Source organism: Legionella wadsworthii DSM 21896 = ATCC 33877, assembly GCF_000701265.1.
GTDB classification, from domain to species: domain Bacteria; phylum Pseudomonadota; class Gammaproteobacteria; order Legionellales; family Legionellaceae; genus Legionella; species Legionella wadsworthii.
Genome location: NZ_KL370762.1, coordinates 18,597 through 33,652 on the forward strand (window position 1 = coordinate 18,597; position 15,056 = coordinate 33,652).

Sequence of the window (15,056 nt, forward strand, 5' to 3'; positions counted from 1 at the left end):
ATAGAGGAAGAAATATGTCGAACCAGATCAGTGATGCAGTTCCTTTAGAAACTCTAGATACAGAGAAACATGTAGCAAAACACAAAGAAATGATTAATCATTTAATAGAAGACACGCTATCGCTAAGCAGTTTGAACGACATCTCAGAACAATTTGAATCATTAAAAGATTCTTTAAAGGAAGTATCTGAAATCAATGAAGCACGAGTTTTATATTTTAAATCGGAAATAGCGCTTGGAACTTATCAAATAGACAATGACAAAATTGCTTCAAAAATGCTGCATGTCGAACCTGCTTAAAACTATGGTGGTTTGGCCTTCAAATTGGACAAGAAATAATAATTTAATCTAAAACCTTCATTCGATATTCATTTTAAAATCCATAAACCCTGGTCTCGCTTTGCGACACCAGGATAGTATGAAAGAATTATCTCATGCGTAATGCGCCGTCTAACCGGATTACTTCACCATTCATCATCCCGTTTTCAATAAGATGAGCCACTAAAAAAGCAAATTCATCGGGCTTCCCAAAGCGTTTGGGGAAAGTCATGGTCGCAATTAAATTATCCTGCACCTCTTGCGGCATGTTCATCAACATCGGGGTAGCGATAAGGCCAGGAGCTATCGTATTGACCCGAATGGCAAACTGGGCTAACTCTCGTGCAGCAGGCAAAGTCATTGCGACTACGCCCCCCTTGGACGCACTGTAGGCAGCTTGTCCGATTTGTCCTTCAAATGCTGCAATAGAAGCAGTATTAATGATAACTCCCCGTTCCTGAGAAGTGGGTTCCAGCTCTAGAGAAGTCATTGCATGGGCTGCAACTCGCATCACATTAAACGTACCAATTAGATTGATATCAATCACTTGTTTGAATGCATCTAAAGGCATGGCGCCTTCTTTACCCACAATGCGTTTTGCTGGAGCAATTCCAGCACAGTTGATACATACTCTTGGGGTACCTAGTTGTTCTATCGTCTGTTGCATTGCCTTTTCAACAGCTTCACCACTGGTTACATCACAACTGATAAATAAATCGGCTTCGCTTTCTGCGTCTGATTGTTTATCCCAAACGACAACTTTCATCCCCCGATTTTGTAAAAATGGAACACAAGCTTTACCCATTCCCGAGGCTCCGCCGGTAATTAAGGCGGTTTGATTTGAAAAATTCATCATTATTCTCCCTGAATTATGTACATGCGCTGAGAGTAACCGGATTTTCAACGAGATTAAAATACCAGACTATCTCATAAAAAATACTTAACTAAAAAACTCCTTGCTTAATTTTTTAAATTCAGGAGTCCCAGCCCTTCTCAACCACTCAAAAAATACCATCTCTGCTGTCACTAAATGAATTCCTGCTTGTTTCATGCGTTTAAGACCATATTTCATATTGTGTTCGCCACGACAACTTACTGCATCAGCAACAACAAAAACATTAAATCCAGCTTCCTTCATTCCAAATGCAGTTTGTAAGACACAAACATGGGTTTCAATCCCGATGAGGATCAATTGTTTCTTATTGAACCGTTGCAAACGATCAACATATTGAGGCTCTCCCATACAGGAAAAGCATACTTTATCAATACAATCTTGGGGATTGAAATAAGGTTGTAATTGTTTGATGGTATGACCCAGACCTTGAGGATATTGTTCGCTGACTAAAATAGGGACATTAATTTGTTTTGCTAACTTTAAAAGCCATTCACAACGTGTAATAAGATCTTCACTGTTTAAAACAGCAGATGCTAATTTTTCTTGAACATCCACTAATAATAACAATGAATCATCCTTATTCAGTAACATCCTTATTCTCCTGGAATCTCATTTGAAAAGGTTTCAATTGAGGATTTTAAATTAATTTACAGCCTGAAGTTACAATAACCCAGGCCGTAAAGGAATCAAGTCTTTTAATAAGACTTAAACTCCAGCGATATCAATCGTTTTCATTTTTACGTCTAACTGCTTGCTACCTCGCTGGATAGAAACTGTTATCTGCTCGCCTACTTTTATTTCGGTAAGCATATTATATAAAACATCATAATTAGGTACGGAGTGACCATTTAACGCTACAATGATATCACCTAATTCGATACGACCCCAGGGATCCCTATGTGTTCCTCGTAAATGAGCTTGTGAGGCAGGGGTGTTACGAATCACATCAGCAATAAGTATTCCTTTACGTATCCCTAACTGACGTGCCACATTTGGAGGAACACTTTGGATTCCAATTCCTGATAATACCACTCGTCCATTTTTAATAATTTGGGTCACGATACGATCAATATCATCTGCAGGGACAGCAAATCCAATACCAGCAGAAGCACCTGAATGGGAATAAATCATGGTATTCATCCCAATGAGCTGTCCCGCACTGTTCAACAATGGTCCTCCAGAATTCCCTGGATTAATGGGCGTGTCTGTTTGAATCATATTACGTATGGTGACGCCACCAATACCTGGAACTTTCCTGCCTAAAGCAGAAATAACCCCTTTAGACAAACTGTGATCGAGTCCAAACGGATTACCTATTGCGATTGCCTTTTGTCCTACCATCAGATCATTAAGATGTACTATCTCAAAGGGTTTAAATTCTTTTAGTAATGCAAGTGCCTGTGGCGATTCAATTTTCAATACAGCAATGTCTTTACGCGGCTCTGCTCCGACTACTTTTGCAGGGACCGTCAATTTCCCTAATGTAATGGCTAATTTTTCGGCGCCCTTGATAACATGGAAATTAGTCACGATGAACCCATTGTTACTCCATACAATACCGGACCCAGCTCCATCTGGCACTTGTTTTTTTTGATAGGATTTATTGGTTACAGTAGCTAACCTGTGAACATAAACTACTTTAGGTGATGCATCATGAAAAACTTGGACTGTATTTTGTTCATCAGGAAGAAGTGAATTTACATTAGTACTATGTCCGGGCAAAGCCAAGATAGAACATAGTAGAAGAGTACTAAACCATAAAAAATGCTTTCTTGCCATTAATATTTCTCCACCGATTAGACTATTTTAGTGCATTACTCCGAATGCAAGGGGATTGTAATATATAACGACAAAAATGTCATCAAATGACTTAGAAGAATAATTTTCACGCAAATGTCATGGAATGGTTTTCCGATTCCTCCTTCTCTTTTTCTTCTTTAGGGTTAATATCTTGTATTGCCTCTTGTTTCTTAGGCCGGGTATTCATATCTTGCTGCACCCCCTCTTCTTTTTCCGGCGCTGGGTTATTGATTTCTGTTTGAGTTTTTTCGACTTCTGCCCGCGCTACATGCTCTACTCGGGTTTGAACGAGAGAAATTCCAGGTGTGATGGACACCCCAAAATATTGCATCAGAAATTGTATGGGCATCATGAGCATATCTTTAAAGGTTATCGTAGATGCTTCCATGCTTTTAACTGCGACTATTTCTGTATCATCGATATGACGTAAATATACTTTTTCCAAGAGGGCTGAATGTTGTTTATAGACGTTATCCAAACTAGCATTCCGTGCCCTTTCCTGATTTAATAGGTATCTTTGAAAATCAGTGTGTGCATCCCATAGAGATTCTCTCCGCTCCTGGAATTTCTTGAGTTCGCTGTCATAAAATGCAATTTCATGATCAATCTCTTCTCTTAATCTATCGCATTCAGCTTTTTTATCTAATGATATTTCCCCACTGACTATAGAGCCAGATTCTTTAACAATCACCTTAGCATAGCGTTCAATTAATTCTCTTTTCTTGTTCAATACATCTTCTATTTTATTATCGATGTACCGAATAGCATCTTTATTTGCGCCTAAAACTTGGTAATGAGAATCAAATCGTTTCTCATTTTGCATCTGGGCACGCATTTGTTCTAATTCTCTCACTTCTTGGTTTAATGCCTTACTCTGGGCTTTATCATTTAATTGCTTGTCTCTGCTCAATAAAATTTGTCGAATAAATGCAGCCAAAATAACTACCACTCCTAATGCTCCAGCACAAACAAGCGCAATACTGATTGGCTCCATAATCAGCTCCTTGAGTTGGATAAATGGATTAATTGTGTGTGTATTTCGATAGCAAAATATTGATTAAAGGCTGGTAAAGAATGGATCAACGGCCATTGATTTGACTGGCTTGAAAAACGACCCATTGCAGTAGAAAAAATGGATTGGTAATTTTCTTTAATAAAAGGTTTTATTTCAGTTAAGTTAGAAAAATTTCTTACTATTGCTGTTGCATTTTCTTCCAAATGGGACAGTTCTATTTTTTCTAAAACATCACCTAATTCCTCTTGCCCTTCCAGAGTCTCTTTTATCCAATGAAGCATCGGTCCACGCGGTTTGACAAGTAACAATTGATGACTATTTTCCATAGAACTTTCTAGAAGCATAATATGATCGTGTAATTCAAATTTAAAACAACAAAGAAAATCAAGGAAATTCGTTTCTATTTTGTTTCGTGCTTGATCACCAAGCCAACGGCAAATTTCATGGCGAAACATTGCCGAAAAATGTTTTTCTATTTCGTTTAAAGTGGCATCTTCTGAATTGTGCTTTGGTATGACATATGCCGTATTATCTATCTGTAATAATCTAAGATCTGGTAATTTTATCTCGGGCAATTGCGAAGCAAGAAAGGATAGGAAAACAGCCGTGGGCTTGAGTACAACAATTTCATATTGGCTTTGGTACATAATCGCTCCTTGATTTGACCTAAATCCTCCCAAGAGATTTACAGCGCGCACCTTATCTATTGAACTGCAGTTTTAAGATTTGTTTCTGCGGAAAATAATGGATAGATAAATCTTAAACACCGCTTCTTCAACACATTAAAGTATCACGAAATCTTTAGTAAATGATTCAGCTTGATTTGACTCATCCTGAGTACAACAGGTCCTATTTAAAACGATAGACTATATATCGGCAGTTGGCGAGCAGCTCTTTAATTTTTTCTTAAGGTTGACCTGTCATCTTACTTTTTTTACAGTACCCTCCTTTCAAGCTTACAGAATGAAACCAGTGAATCACAAAAATTTACACGAACAGTTCAGTAAACCGTTATTGCAATGGTTTAAACTTTTTGGACGTCACAATTTACCGTGGCAACTTCCCCGTAACGCTTATAAAGTATGGATTTCTGAAATTATGCTTCAGCAAACCCAGGTACTCACGGTCATTCCTTATTTTGAGCGGTTTATGAATCGATTTCCCACAATAAGCGATTTGGCTGAAGCGCATGAAGATGAAGTACTTTCTTTGTGGTCAGGACTTGGGTATTACAGTCGGGCTCGAAATCTCCACCAGGCAGCCCAATTAGTCATGAAACGCCATAACGGAGTTTTACCTGATAATTTTAACTTATTAAAAGAACTCCCTGGAATAGGCCCATCTACAGCAGCAGCTATCGCTTCCCAGGCTTTTAATCAACCGGTTGCCATTCTTGATGGAAATGTAAAACGCGTTCTTACTCGCTATTTCAGAATAAAAGGACACCCGGAACAAGCTCAGGTGAAAAAAAAATTGTGGGACTTGGCCACTTCCTGCATGCCTCAAAAACATTGCGCGGATTACACACAAGCCATTATGGATTTAGGGGCCCTATGTTGCACCTCCAAAAATCCAAACTGCATTAATTGCCCTCTCAAGCCCAATTGCCTTGCTTTAAAATACCAAGAACAGCATCTCTATCCTGAAAAAAAAATTAGAAAACCCATACCCAAACACCATCAACAATTTTTGGTGTTACATAATGAACGAGGACATGTTTATCTAGAAAAAAGACCTCCTGCTGGCTTATGGGGAGGACTCTGGTGTCTTCCAAGCCTGGATGAAGGAGATTGTCCTTTGGACTTTATACGCTTGAAATACCATTTAACAGGAGAAACCCCGAAGCCATTGCTTGTTTTTAAACATCGTTTTACCCATTTGCATTTGGAAATCAATGCTTTGAGTATAAAAACCAGACCTATAGATACCATGCTGGAGGAGAGGATGGGACAATGGTTTGCGAGCGAACAATTAAATTCTTTAGGTTTGGCTCAGCCAACCAGTAAAATATTATCTGTCCACTATAATGGAACGATATAGATAAATGCATGACGCTTTATGACTTCGATAGGAAAATCAATCATTCATATAGTAACTACTCAGCGATCCGCCATCAGATAAAATTTTAATAGCTACTTTAGCATCCGGCTGCCCTAAGTTGGCAGCTGCATTAATCCAAAACCATGCTTTTTTTCGATCTTCAACAACACCCTTTCCATAATAATACATATACCCAACCGCATATTGGGCGTCTGGCTGGCCGCGATCTGCTAACGGTTTTAAACGAATAAACGCTTTACGGTAATTTTCAAGTCGGAAATTATCTATCCCTTCGCGCAAATTCACTGAGCGAAACACGGCACAACCTGCGATGTTAGAAATAAAAATTACAACGATTAATAGATTAAATAAACGCCTCATCAACTCTTATTCCCCTTCCAAAGGTTTTGCTAATGGCTCAAAGATTAATTCATTTTTAGGAAAACTTAAACTTTCTAGCGCCCCGTTCCGTTCTACCAAAATTCCTGAGGCCATAATGCGTTTAATTACAGCACCTCCGGGGATGGTATCCCCTATCTTATAAGTATTTTCCTCTCCATCAGCGGAGCGGATAATCACTTGGGAGTCGTTCAGATTATTTCCAAATAAAATACCCACCAAAGTAACATTTAACATAGATTTTTTTACCGTGGACAAGTTATTTGAAACATAAACACCAAATAAAGAGGAATTTAGTATTGCATCAAACGAATTCTGTTTTGTCACTGTCGGAATTTCATTTTGTCTTACAGGCTCGTGCTGCTTGTTTGTGTCATAAAATAAAGAGGCATATTCCGAGAGAATCAACAATGAAAAAAAGGTGATTAAGACAATAATAATCCATTGCGCGTATTTAGCTGTGAATAAAGCTTGAAGATCAAATTTCATTGTCTAGACGACCCCTGAAACAAAATTGCCCGTGCACAAATAACTTGCTATACCCTTGGCTAAACTGAAGAAAAGTAGAACTTGCCTATACCACTAACCCCCTCTAGAATATCCTACATAAACCACTCTGAAAAGATCACATTCATAAATGGAAGAACGTATTCGATATAAAAATTCACAGCCCTTAAGGATAGTCCAATGAAAAAGCATCAATTTGAAACCAGAGCCATTCATGCTGGCCAGAAGCCGTGTCCTAGTACTGGTGCGGTTATGACACCCATCTATGCCACCTCTACCTACAAGCAAATTGCACCAGGACAACATCTGGGCTACGAATACTCACGCACCAAAAATCCTACCCGCGATGCTTATGAAAATTGCGTTGCGAACCTGGAGTCTGGACAAAGAGGTTTTGCTTTTGCTTCTGGAATGGCGGCGATAAATACCGTGATCGATTTACTCGATGCGGGGGATCATGTTGTGGCTATGGATGATCTATATGGAGGTACGTTTCGGCTATTTGACAAGGTGAAAACCCGCACTTCCCATTTGTCCTTCTCTTTCGTAGATATATCCAAAATTCAAAATTTAGAGGCTGCAATCACACCAAAAACACGAATGATTTGGATTGAGACCCCATCCAATCCCATGCTCAAGCTAGCCAGTTTGCGAGAAGTGGCAGCGATTGCAAAACGACATAACATTATCTCCGTTGTGGACAATACTTTCGCAACCCCTTGGATACAAAGACCCATAGAATTAGGGTTTGATATCGTTTTGCATTCGGCAACCAAATATCTTAATGGGCATTCCGATGTCGTTAGCGGTGTAGTCGTCGTAGGCGATAATCCGGATTTATCCGATAAAATTGCATTTCTGCAAAACTCTTGCGGCGGCGTAGCAGGCCCATTTGATAGTTTTCTGGTTTTAAGAAGCTTAAAAACCCTTTCACTTCGTATGGAGAGACATTGTGAAAATGCCCTCCATTTAGCCAATTGGTTAAGCACTCATCAAAAAATAAAAAAGGTGATTTACCCAGGGCTTAGCAGCCATCCCCAGCATGATTTAGCAAAGAAACAAATGCATGGATTTGGCGGCATGATTTCTATGGTAATTGACGGCGATATTGAAGCTGCTAAAAGGTTCCTTTCACGATGTGAATTATTTACCCTAGCTGAAAGCCTTGGCGGGGTAGAAAGTTTAATTGAGCACCCAGCTATAATGACTCATGCTTCAATTCCTCCAGAAAAACGTAAAGCGTTGGGAATTGACGATGGGCTTATTCGACTTTCAGTAGGTATTGAACATGTGGAGGATTTACAAGCAGATTTGGAGTATGCTCTTGCCTAAATCAGTGTCATATCCATTTTTTATCCTGGGTGCAACGCAGCGAAACCCGGGTTTATTGATTTAAATCTCCTGGGTTTCGCTACGCTGCACCCAGACAATACATAATGCAGGAAAAATTGATGCAAACTTTACAAACAATAATAGAGCAGGCCTTCGAAGAACGGCAAACACTTTCAATGGATACAGCTACTCCTGAACTCATCACTGCTGTAAATGAAGTACTTTCATGTTTAGACAATGGTCAGTATCGAGTCGCGGAGAAAATACATAACGAATGGGTTGTTCACCAATGGATAAAAAAAGCAGTTCTTTTATCTTTTCGTCTTTATCCTAATAAAATCATTGATTCAGGTTTTTGTCAGTTTTATGACAAAGTACCCCTTAAGTACACTCAATACACTGAGGAACAATTCCAACAAACAGGGGTTCGCGTAGTACCGCATGCCATGGTTCGTAAAGGGGCATACATTGCAAAAAACTGTGTTTTAATGCCCTCTTACGTGAATGTGGGTGCATATATAGATGAAGGCGTTATGGTGGATACTTGGGCTACTGTAGGCTCGTGTGCCCAGATTGGTAAAAACGTTCATCTTTCAGGAGGGGTAGGAATTGGCGGTGTTTTGGAGCCTCTTCAAGCAAATCCTACGATTATCGAAGACAATTGTTTTATAGGGGCGCGTTCCGAAGTAGTGGAAGGGGTTATTGTAGAACGTAACTCCGTTTTATCTATGGGAGTTTATATAGGTCAGAGCACTAAAATTTACAACCGTCTCACAGGAGAAATCACCTACGGCCGCGTTCCCGCTGGATCAGTAGTGGTAGCTGGAAGCCTTCCCAACGAGGACAAAAGCTACAGTTTATATTGTGCTGTCATTGTGAAGCAAGTGGATGAAAAAACCAGGGCTAAAGTAAGTATTAATGAATTATTGAGAGCCAACTAGTATGTCGGACTTGCATCGTAACGTACTGAATGTTTTTCATGAAGAGCTGGAAGAGGTTTTAGAAAAGCTTGTCCACTTTCACTCAATTACACCGGAGGATGCCGGTTGTCAAAATTTCATGATCGAATATTTGGAACATTTAGGATTTACTTGTAAACGCATGGATCAAAGTCCTGTTTCCAATTTTTTTGCATTTTACGGAGAATCAGGACCCTTTCTCGTATTTGCAGGCCATACAGATGTAGTTCCTGTGGGAGAGAGCAGCAAATGGCATTCTGATCCTTTTATCCTAAGCAATAAAAATGGCATGCTGTTTGGCCGAGGGGTTGCGGACATGAAAGGAAGCCTTGCCTGTATGCTGGTTATGGCAAAACGATTCGTGACTGCTTATCCCAAATTTCAAGGTAGATTAGGTTTCCTGATTACCAGCGGCGAAGAAGGAAATGATTACGACCTGGGTACACCTTACGTCATGAAACTACTCGTCGAACAAGGCATCCACATGGATTATTGCATCGTGGGGGAACCTTCCAGTACACATCATGTTGGAGATGTGATTAAAATTGGTAGACGAGGTTCTTTAAGCGCACAAATTACTCTACATGGAAAGCAAGGCCATGTTGCCTATCCACACTTGGCAGAAAATCCGATACATAAAATCAGTCCCGCATTAGCCAAGCTGACGAGTACGCTCTGGGATAAAGGAAACCAGCATTTTCCCCCTACGTCCATGCAAATAACGCATCTTCAGGCAGGGGGCCACGCGTCCAATATCATTCCTGGAGAATTGGTCTTGCATCTTAATTTTCGGTATTCCACTGAGCAAACTCACAGTGGGCTCAAGGAAAAAGTTTCTGCTGTCTTTCAGGAAAACAATTTATCCCCCAAGATAACCTGGCGCCTGAGCGGAGAACCTTTTTTAACAGAACAAGGTGAATTGCTGGAGTGTTGTAAGGAAGCAATCAGGGAGTGCACTGGAAATTTACCAGAGCTCTCTACAAGCGGAGGGACATCAGATGGCCGATTCATTGCACCTTATGGTGTCGAGGTTGTGGAGCTTGGGCCGGTTAATACCACCATTCATCAAGTGAATGAGTGCGTCTCCTTAAATGACTTATATCAACTAGAAACGATGTATTTCTCGATTTGTGAAAAATTGTTAATTAAATCAATATAGCGTAATCTAGAGTTCTCATGTTTTAAAGTGGCCTTCTTTACTTCTGTAACCTGGATGCAGCGAAGCAGAACCAGGTTTTTTTCACAGTTCTGGGCATCGCTGCACCCGGGTGGGTTAATGGAAGTTAAATACGGAGATATTGAATATGAACGGTTGCAGATTAAGCCCTATAGCTCTAGGGTTAGCATTAGGTGTCTTATGGGGTATTTCTATATTATTGATGGGCATACTCTCTTATTTCTATCACTATGGACAATCTTTTGTCGTCGCCGTGGGTACTTTATATCCAGGGTATGCCCCAACGATTATGGGTAGTTTCATAGGAGCCGTCATCGCTTTTATTGATGCATTTATTGCAGGCTTTATACTGGGTTGGTTATATAATCTATTTTGTTCTTGCCGGTGCGTCTGTTGTGATAAATCGAAAGTCAAATCGTAAATACATGTCTTCTGGTGATTCAAATCGCTGCTCCAGAAGCCTGTATGGTTTATACAATTGAGTTATTGTAGTTACAAGCTACAAGGCAGCTAAGAAACTTTGTCGTAAAATGAGGCGACAGTTTAGAAGATGGTAGCTAGGATGACTCAAATTTGATGCAAAAAAAACCCGGGTATCCATGCTGCTTACCCGGGCTATGTAGCCAATGTACTGGCTTAATTTACCACATGCCATGTACCATCTGGCTGACGGCAGGCACTACCACGTAATGTTTGTTTTTTTCCATCAATGATGGCTGAAGTGAAATACTCACGGCAAGGCAAACGCTCACGATAGTAAGTTCGTGTAGGCTGTACTGTGTAACTATATCCTGTATCTGGATTTGACCAGTGCACTGCTTTACCTGTTGGCGCTGTCTCTAAAGCACGTTGCATTTCCATTCTATCGACTTTATCCATAGTCTTACCAATTTGGCCACCCAAATAGGCACCTACGATTGCACCCCCTGCTGTTGCAGCTAACTTAGCTGCGGGGCCACCTCCAAACTGGCTACCAATCAAGCCGCCGATAACTCCACCTGAAATTGTACCTACGTCTTCGTGGTTCATTGATGCACAACCCACCAACAATAAAGACAATGATGCAACAGCTATTTTTTTCATAAGATATCACCCACTTTAAAGGTTATAAATCGGTTGCAATTCTACCATCACGCTCAGTTATTATCCATAGTTTGGAAATCTAAATTAATTGTGCCGTACTCGCTCAGAAATCTGGCATAACAATTCATAGCCCGAAGTTCCCGCAGCCTGGGCAATCCGTTCCACTAAAATATGGCTACCCCATAATTCAACTGAAGCGCCTGGTTTCACTTCCGGGTGATCAGTTAAATCGACAGCAAGCATATCCATAGATACCCGCCCCACAACAGGAACTTCTTTACCTTGTACCCAAACTGGGGTATTGGGCGCAATATGCCGTGGATAACCATCACCATAACCTGCCGCGACAATTCCAATAATAGAGGGCCTCTCACTTTTCCAGGTACCACTATATCCAATTTGAGCCAAAGGAGGATTATGATGAACCGCACTAATTGCTGAGACAAAACGCATCACGGGCAGTAATCCTAAATCAATGGCTGTTTGATTGGCAAAAGGTGATACGCCATAAAGCATGATGCCAGGCCTTACAACATCCATATGGGTCTGGGGAAAAGAAATAATAGCCGCTGAGTTGGCAATGCTGCGTTGACAGAATCCTGCAACAGAAATACTCTCGAATAAAGAAATCTGTTGCAAATTCTCTATCCGGTCGGGCTCATCAGCGCAAGCTAAATGGGTCATTAATCCAATATCTTTATTCACCCAAGGGCAAGATTGCAATGCATCCATGACCTCTTGTACTTCATGAACTTTAAATCCCAAACGATGCATGCCCGTATTCACTTTAACCCATATTTTAATAGGGGTATCCAAGGGAGTATTTAAAAGCCACTGTATTTGATGAGGTTGATGAATCACACATCCAAATTGATGCTGAGCAACCACTTTAAATTCATCAGCACTGAATATACCTTGGAAAAGAATACAGGGAGTTCGGATTCCTATTTTGTGGAGTACTAAAGCTTCTTCAATACAGGCTACCCCAAAAGCATCGACATGCCCTTCCAAAATTGGCGCTACAATATGTACACCGCAGCCGTAGGCATTTGCCTTGACCATAGCAATTATTTTTTTGCCTGGAGCAAAACTTCTTATCCGCTTTAAATTATGATGTAAAGCATTCGGCTCTATCACCAGTTTGGTAGGTCGAGACACCTTAATCTACCCCTTGATAACCATTATAAGCTAAATCTTCAAAACGAGTGTATTTACCAATAAAGGCAACCCGCACTTTACCAATGGGGCCATTTCTTTGCTTGGCGATAATAATCTCTGCTGTGCCTTTATCAGGACTGTCCTCATTATAAACTTCATCCCTATAAATAAAGCAAATTAAATCGGCATCTTGCTCGATCGCTCCGGACTCCCGCAAATCAGACATTACCGGTCTTTTATCCGAGCGTTGCTCCAAACTTCGGTTTAACTGGGATAAAGCAATAACAGGGACTTGTAATTCTTTAGCCAAGGATTTAAGACTGCGGGAAATTTCGGATATTTCCGCAGTCCTGTTTTCAGCATTAAATCCGGGAACTTTCATTAACTGCAAATAATCCACAACAATGAGCCCAATATTTCCTTGTTCTTTTGCCAGTCTTCGTGCACGTGCGCGCATTTCACTAGGGCTTAAAGCCGGGGTATCATCGATAAATAAGGGCGCTTCTGAAAGCATATGCACTGCGGACGTCACGCGAGGCCAATCATCATCATCCAACTTGCCTGTTCTTATTTTATGCTGATCAATTCGACCTAAAGAGGACATCATTCTCATTGCCAAAGAATCCGACGGCATTTCCATAGAAAAGACTAATACCGGTTTTCCGGATTTAATTGCGGCATGTTCTGCCATATTCATGACCAGGGTCGTTTTACCCATGGAAGGCCGGCCGGCTACGATAATCAGATCAGAGGGTTGCAAACCCGAAGTCATCTCATCCAAATCAGATAATCCGGTGGCAAGACCAGTGATTGCGTCACCATTATGATAAAGTGCATCAATTTTTTCCACTGTACGAACTAAAATTGATTTTATATTTTCTGGCCCTCCATCGCCCCCTGTTTGCTCCCCTATGGCAAAAACTTTGGTTTCAGCCATATCCAGCAACTCAGGAACTTGTCTCCCGCTTGGGTTATATGCGGAATCTGCAATTTCCGTTGCAACTGCTATGAGCTGTCTTTGTACCGATTTTTCACGCACAATATCGGCATAAGCGGAAACATTCGCTACACTCGGTGTATTATTAGCCAGTTCAAATAAATAGGCTTCACCACCTGCATCATCTAATTCATTGTGAGACTTTAATGCATCAAGCAAGGTTACGACATCAAAAGGTTGATCCCTCTTGACCAAAGCGGAAATTGATCGAAACAGAATACGGTGTTCTGTGCGGTAAAAATCGGCTTCACACAATTTGGTACTGACTTTATCCCAAGCCTGATTGTCCAACATCAATCCACCAATAATAGATTGTTCCGCCTCCACCGAGTGAGGGGGGCGTTTTAAAGGATCAACCGTTTTTTTGGAGTTTTGCAGATCATACATAGTATTGGCGTAAGACAATTTGGGAACAATGCCTATTGTAATAGGCTTTTAAAAGGATGTCATCCCGAACAATGCCGTTCGGGATGAAACAATGAAGAAATTATTGTTTACGCCACACTTGAGTTCGGCCTAATAAAGAAATACCTAAATATCCTCTAACCAAGAGTTTATTCCCCTCAAGCGTGACTTTAGCTTTATAAATTTTTCCTGATTTAGGATCTAAAATAGAGCCACCACCCCACTCATTTTCACCTTGTTGCTTCAAGCCCCACATGAATTGCAATCCTTGGATTTTCTTTCCTCTAAATGAACCAGGACATTTCTCACAAACCCCAGTATCACCAGGTTGGGGGAAGACTTTATTAATCACAGCACTTAAAGTTCCACCTGATTCGTTGATAGTAACAACTGCTCTTTTTTTGCCTGTTTTATCATCAATGGTCACCCAAGTACCTACAGGGGATGCGGCCAAGGCTAAGGGTAAATAGAAAAACGTGACAAACAAACCACAAGCGATCTTCCATAAGTTCATATTTTTCTCCATGTTTACAATCACTTGATAGCTTATTCTATGTAAGGGAACTATGCCAGCATAAATGAGCTAAATTTTTAAAAAAAATCAAGAGCTCCAGGGCATTGCTAGATCCCGCGGACAAGCCGCGGGACGTAGCATTTTTTACCTCAGGCGTCCACGGTACTCTTCTTAACTCGGACCATTCCACGGTACTATTCTTAACTCCGACGTTCTGCGGCACTTCTTACCTCCAACGTTCCGCAGTACTCTTCATAACTCCGACCATTCCGCGGTGCTCTTCTTACTCCGACGTTCCGCGGTGCTCTTCTTACTCGACGTTCCGCGGCTTGTCCGCGGAATCCAATAAACCTCCTTACAGTGCTGGATCCCGCGGACGAGCCGCGGGACGTAGCATTTTTTACCTCAGGCGTCCACAGTAATCTTCTTAACTCGGACCATTCCACGGTACTATTCTT

General features: G+C 40.8%; 17 protein-coding genes. 6 read left to right on the plus strand and 11 right to left on the minus strand.

Annotation, left to right across the window (positions count from 1 at the left end; translation table 11 throughout):
• Window positions 1–14: 14 nt before the first annotated feature.
• Entirely contained in the window at window positions 15–299 is a 285-nt protein-coding gene (flgM, locus tag BU07_RS0116185; protein ID WP_031567891.1) for a flagellar biosynthesis anti-sigma factor FlgM, read from the plus strand.
• Between the two features lie 127 nt (window positions 300–426).
• Here the strand turns inward: flgM and BU07_RS0116190 are convergent, their stop codons facing one another.
• The 5 genes from BU07_RS0116190 to BU07_RS0116210 form a co-directional block, all read right to left on the minus strand.
• The gene (locus tag BU07_RS0116190; RefSeq protein ID WP_031567893.1) at window positions 427–1,170 is read right to left on the minus strand and encodes an SDR family NAD(P)-dependent oxidoreductase; all 744 of its coding nucleotides are present in this window, start codon (window positions 1,168–1,170) and stop codon (window positions 427–429) included.
• 87 nt (window positions 1,171–1,257) lie between these two features.
• Window positions 1,258–1,803, minus strand: a complete 546-nt coding sequence (locus tag BU07_RS0116195; protein ID WP_031567895.1) for a hydrolase — start codon at window positions 1,801–1,803, stop codon at window positions 1,258–1,260.
• A gap of 114 nt (window positions 1,804–1,917) precedes the next feature.
• Entirely contained in the window at window positions 1,918–2,991 is a 1,074-nt protein-coding gene (locus tag BU07_RS0116200; RefSeq protein WP_031567896.1) for a S1C family serine protease, read from the minus strand.
• Window positions 2,992–3,097: 106 nt separating this feature from the next.
• On the minus strand, window positions 3,098–4,006 hold the full coding sequence (locus tag BU07_RS0116205; protein ID WP_031567898.1) for a hypothetical protein: 909 nt from the start codon (window positions 4,004–4,006) through the stop codon (window positions 3,098–3,100).
• Between the two features lie 2 nt (window positions 4,007–4,008).
• Window positions 4,009–4,674 carry a hypothetical protein gene (locus BU07_RS0116210; RefSeq protein ID WP_031567899.1) on the minus strand — a complete coding sequence of 222 codons (666 nt, stop codon included), beginning with the start codon at window positions 4,672–4,674 and terminating at the stop codon, window positions 4,009–4,011.
• Window positions 4,675–4,999: 325 nt separating this feature from the next.
• Here BU07_RS0116210 and mutY point away from each other — a divergent pair, with 325 nt between their 5' ends.
• Window positions 5,000–6,067, plus strand: coding sequence for an A/G-specific adenine glycosylase (mutY, locus tag BU07_RS0116215; RefSeq protein ID WP_172459786.1), 1,068 nt, complete (start codon window positions 5,000–5,002; stop codon window positions 6,065–6,067).
• A gap of 36 nt (window positions 6,068–6,103) precedes the next feature.
• On the opposite strand, the gene BU07_RS0116220 is transcribed toward mutY, so the two are convergent.
• Together BU07_RS0116220 and BU07_RS0116225 are read right to left on the minus strand one after the other, a co-directional pair.
• Window positions 6,104–6,448 (minus strand): tetratricopeptide repeat protein, encoded by a 345-nt coding sequence (locus tag BU07_RS0116220; RefSeq protein ID WP_031567901.1) that lies wholly within the window; start codon window positions 6,446–6,448, stop codon window positions 6,104–6,106.
• A gap of 6 nt (window positions 6,449–6,454) precedes the next feature.
• Window positions 6,455–6,955, minus strand: a complete 501-nt coding sequence (locus tag BU07_RS0116225) for a type II secretion system protein N (RefSeq protein WP_031567904.1) — start codon at window positions 6,953–6,955, stop codon at window positions 6,455–6,457.
• A gap of 198 nt (window positions 6,956–7,153) precedes the next feature.
• Between BU07_RS0116225 and BU07_RS0116230 the strand changes: the two genes are divergently transcribed.
• The 4 genes from BU07_RS0116230 (at window position 7,154) to BU07_RS0116245 (ending at window position 10,862) form a co-directional block, all read left to right on the plus strand.
• Window positions 7,154–8,305 carry a trans-sulfuration enzyme family protein gene (locus tag BU07_RS0116230; RefSeq protein WP_031567905.1) on the plus strand — a complete coding sequence of 384 codons (1,152 nt, stop codon included), beginning with the start codon at window positions 7,154–7,156 and terminating at the stop codon, window positions 8,303–8,305.
• 119 nt (window positions 8,306–8,424) lie between these two features.
• Complete coding sequence (gene dapD, locus BU07_RS0116235; RefSeq protein WP_031567908.1) at window positions 8,425–9,246, plus strand: 2,3,4,5-tetrahydropyridine-2,6-dicarboxylate N-succinyltransferase; 822 nt, start codon at window positions 8,425–8,427, stop codon at window positions 9,244–9,246.
• A 1-nt stretch (window position 9,247) separates the two neighbouring features.
• The gene (gene dapE / locus BU07_RS0116240; protein ID WP_051635638.1) at window positions 9,248–10,423 is read left to right on the plus strand and encodes a succinyl-diaminopimelate desuccinylase; all 1,176 of its coding nucleotides are present in this window, start codon (window positions 9,248–9,250) and stop codon (window positions 10,421–10,423) included.
• Window positions 10,424–10,568: 145 nt separating this feature from the next.
• Window positions 10,569–10,862: a bacteriophage holin gene (locus tag BU07_RS0116245; protein ID WP_031567911.1), complete on the plus strand. Its 294-nt coding sequence runs from the start codon at window positions 10,569–10,571 to the stop codon at window positions 10,860–10,862.
• Between the two features lie 215 nt (window positions 10,863–11,077).
• Here the strand turns inward: BU07_RS0116245 and BU07_RS0116250 are convergent, their stop codons facing one another.
• The 4 genes from BU07_RS0116250 to BU07_RS0116265 all read right to left on the minus strand — a co-directional run bounded on the left by BU07_RS0116250 (window position 11,078) and on the right by BU07_RS0116265 (window position 14,598).
• Window positions 11,078–11,524, minus strand: a complete 447-nt coding sequence (locus tag BU07_RS0116250; RefSeq protein ID WP_031567913.1) for an RT0821/Lpp0805 family surface protein — start codon at window positions 11,522–11,524, stop codon at window positions 11,078–11,080.
• Between the two features lie 84 nt (window positions 11,525–11,608).
• Complete coding sequence (gene alr, locus BU07_RS0116255) at window positions 11,609–12,682, minus strand: alanine racemase (protein WP_031567915.1); 1,074 nt, start codon at window positions 12,680–12,682, stop codon at window positions 11,609–11,611.
• A gap of 1 nt (window position 12,683) precedes the next feature.
• On the minus strand, window positions 12,684–14,066 hold the full coding sequence (dnaB, locus tag BU07_RS0116260; RefSeq protein WP_031567917.1) for a replicative DNA helicase: 1,383 nt from the start codon (window positions 14,064–14,066) through the stop codon (window positions 12,684–12,686).
• A gap of 100 nt (window positions 14,067–14,166) precedes the next feature.
• Window positions 14,167–14,598: a DUF2147 domain-containing protein gene (locus BU07_RS0116265; protein ID WP_031567920.1), complete on the minus strand. Its 432-nt coding sequence runs from the start codon at window positions 14,596–14,598 to the stop codon at window positions 14,167–14,169.
• Window positions 14,599–15,056: the final 458 nt, after the last annotated feature.

Bases quoted from the DNA above. Each gene is read 5' to 3' on its own strand.
- flgM (WP_031567891.1), top strand. From the start codon at position 15: ATGTCGAACCAGATCAGTGATGCAGTTCCTTTAGAAACTCTAGATACA.
- BU07_RS0116190 (WP_031567893.1), bottom strand. From the start codon at position 1,170: ATGAATTTTTCAAATCAAACCGCCTTAATTACCGGCGGAGCCTCGGGA.
- BU07_RS0116195 (WP_031567895.1), bottom strand. From the start codon at position 1,803: ATGTTACTGAATAAGGATGATTCATTGTTATTATTAGTGGATGTTCAA.
- BU07_RS0116200 (WP_031567896.1), bottom strand. From the start codon at position 2,991: ATGGCAAGAAAGCATTTTTTATGGTTTAGTACTCTTCTACTATGTTCT.
- BU07_RS0116205 (WP_031567898.1), bottom strand. From the start codon at position 4,006: ATGGAGCCAATCAGTATTGCGCTTGTTTGTGCTGGAGCATTAGGAGTG.
- BU07_RS0116210 (WP_031567899.1), bottom strand. From the start codon at position 4,674: ATGTACCAAAGCCAATATGAAATTGTTGTACTCAAGCCCACGGCTGTT.
- BU07_RS0116220 (WP_031567901.1), bottom strand. From the start codon at position 6,448: ATGAGGCGTTTATTTAATCTATTAATCGTTGTAATTTTTATTTCTAAC.
- BU07_RS0116225 (WP_031567904.1), bottom strand. From the start codon at position 6,955: ATGAAATTTGATCTTCAAGCTTTATTCACAGCTAAATACGCGCAATGG.
- BU07_RS0116230 (WP_031567905.1), top strand. From the start codon at position 7,154: ATGAAAAAGCATCAATTTGAAACCAGAGCCATTCATGCTGGCCAGAAG.
- dapD (WP_031567908.1), top strand. From the start codon at position 8,425: ATGCAAACTTTACAAACAATAATAGAGCAGGCCTTCGAAGAACGGCAA.
- dapE (WP_051635638.1), top strand. From the start codon at position 9,248: ATGTCGGACTTGCATCGTAACGTACTGAATGTTTTTCATGAAGAGCTG.
- BU07_RS0116245 (WP_031567911.1), top strand. From the start codon at position 10,569: ATGAACGGTTGCAGATTAAGCCCTATAGCTCTAGGGTTAGCATTAGGT.
- BU07_RS0116250 (WP_031567913.1), bottom strand. From the start codon at position 11,524: ATGAAAAAAATAGCTGTTGCATCATTGTCTTTATTGTTGGTGGGTTGT.
- dnaB (WP_031567917.1), bottom strand. From the start codon at position 14,066: ATGTATGATCTGCAAAACTCCAAAAAAACGGTTGATCCTTTAAAACGC.
- BU07_RS0116265 (WP_031567920.1), bottom strand. From the start codon at position 14,598: ATGAACTTATGGAAGATCGCTTGTGGTTTGTTTGTCACGTTTTTCTAT.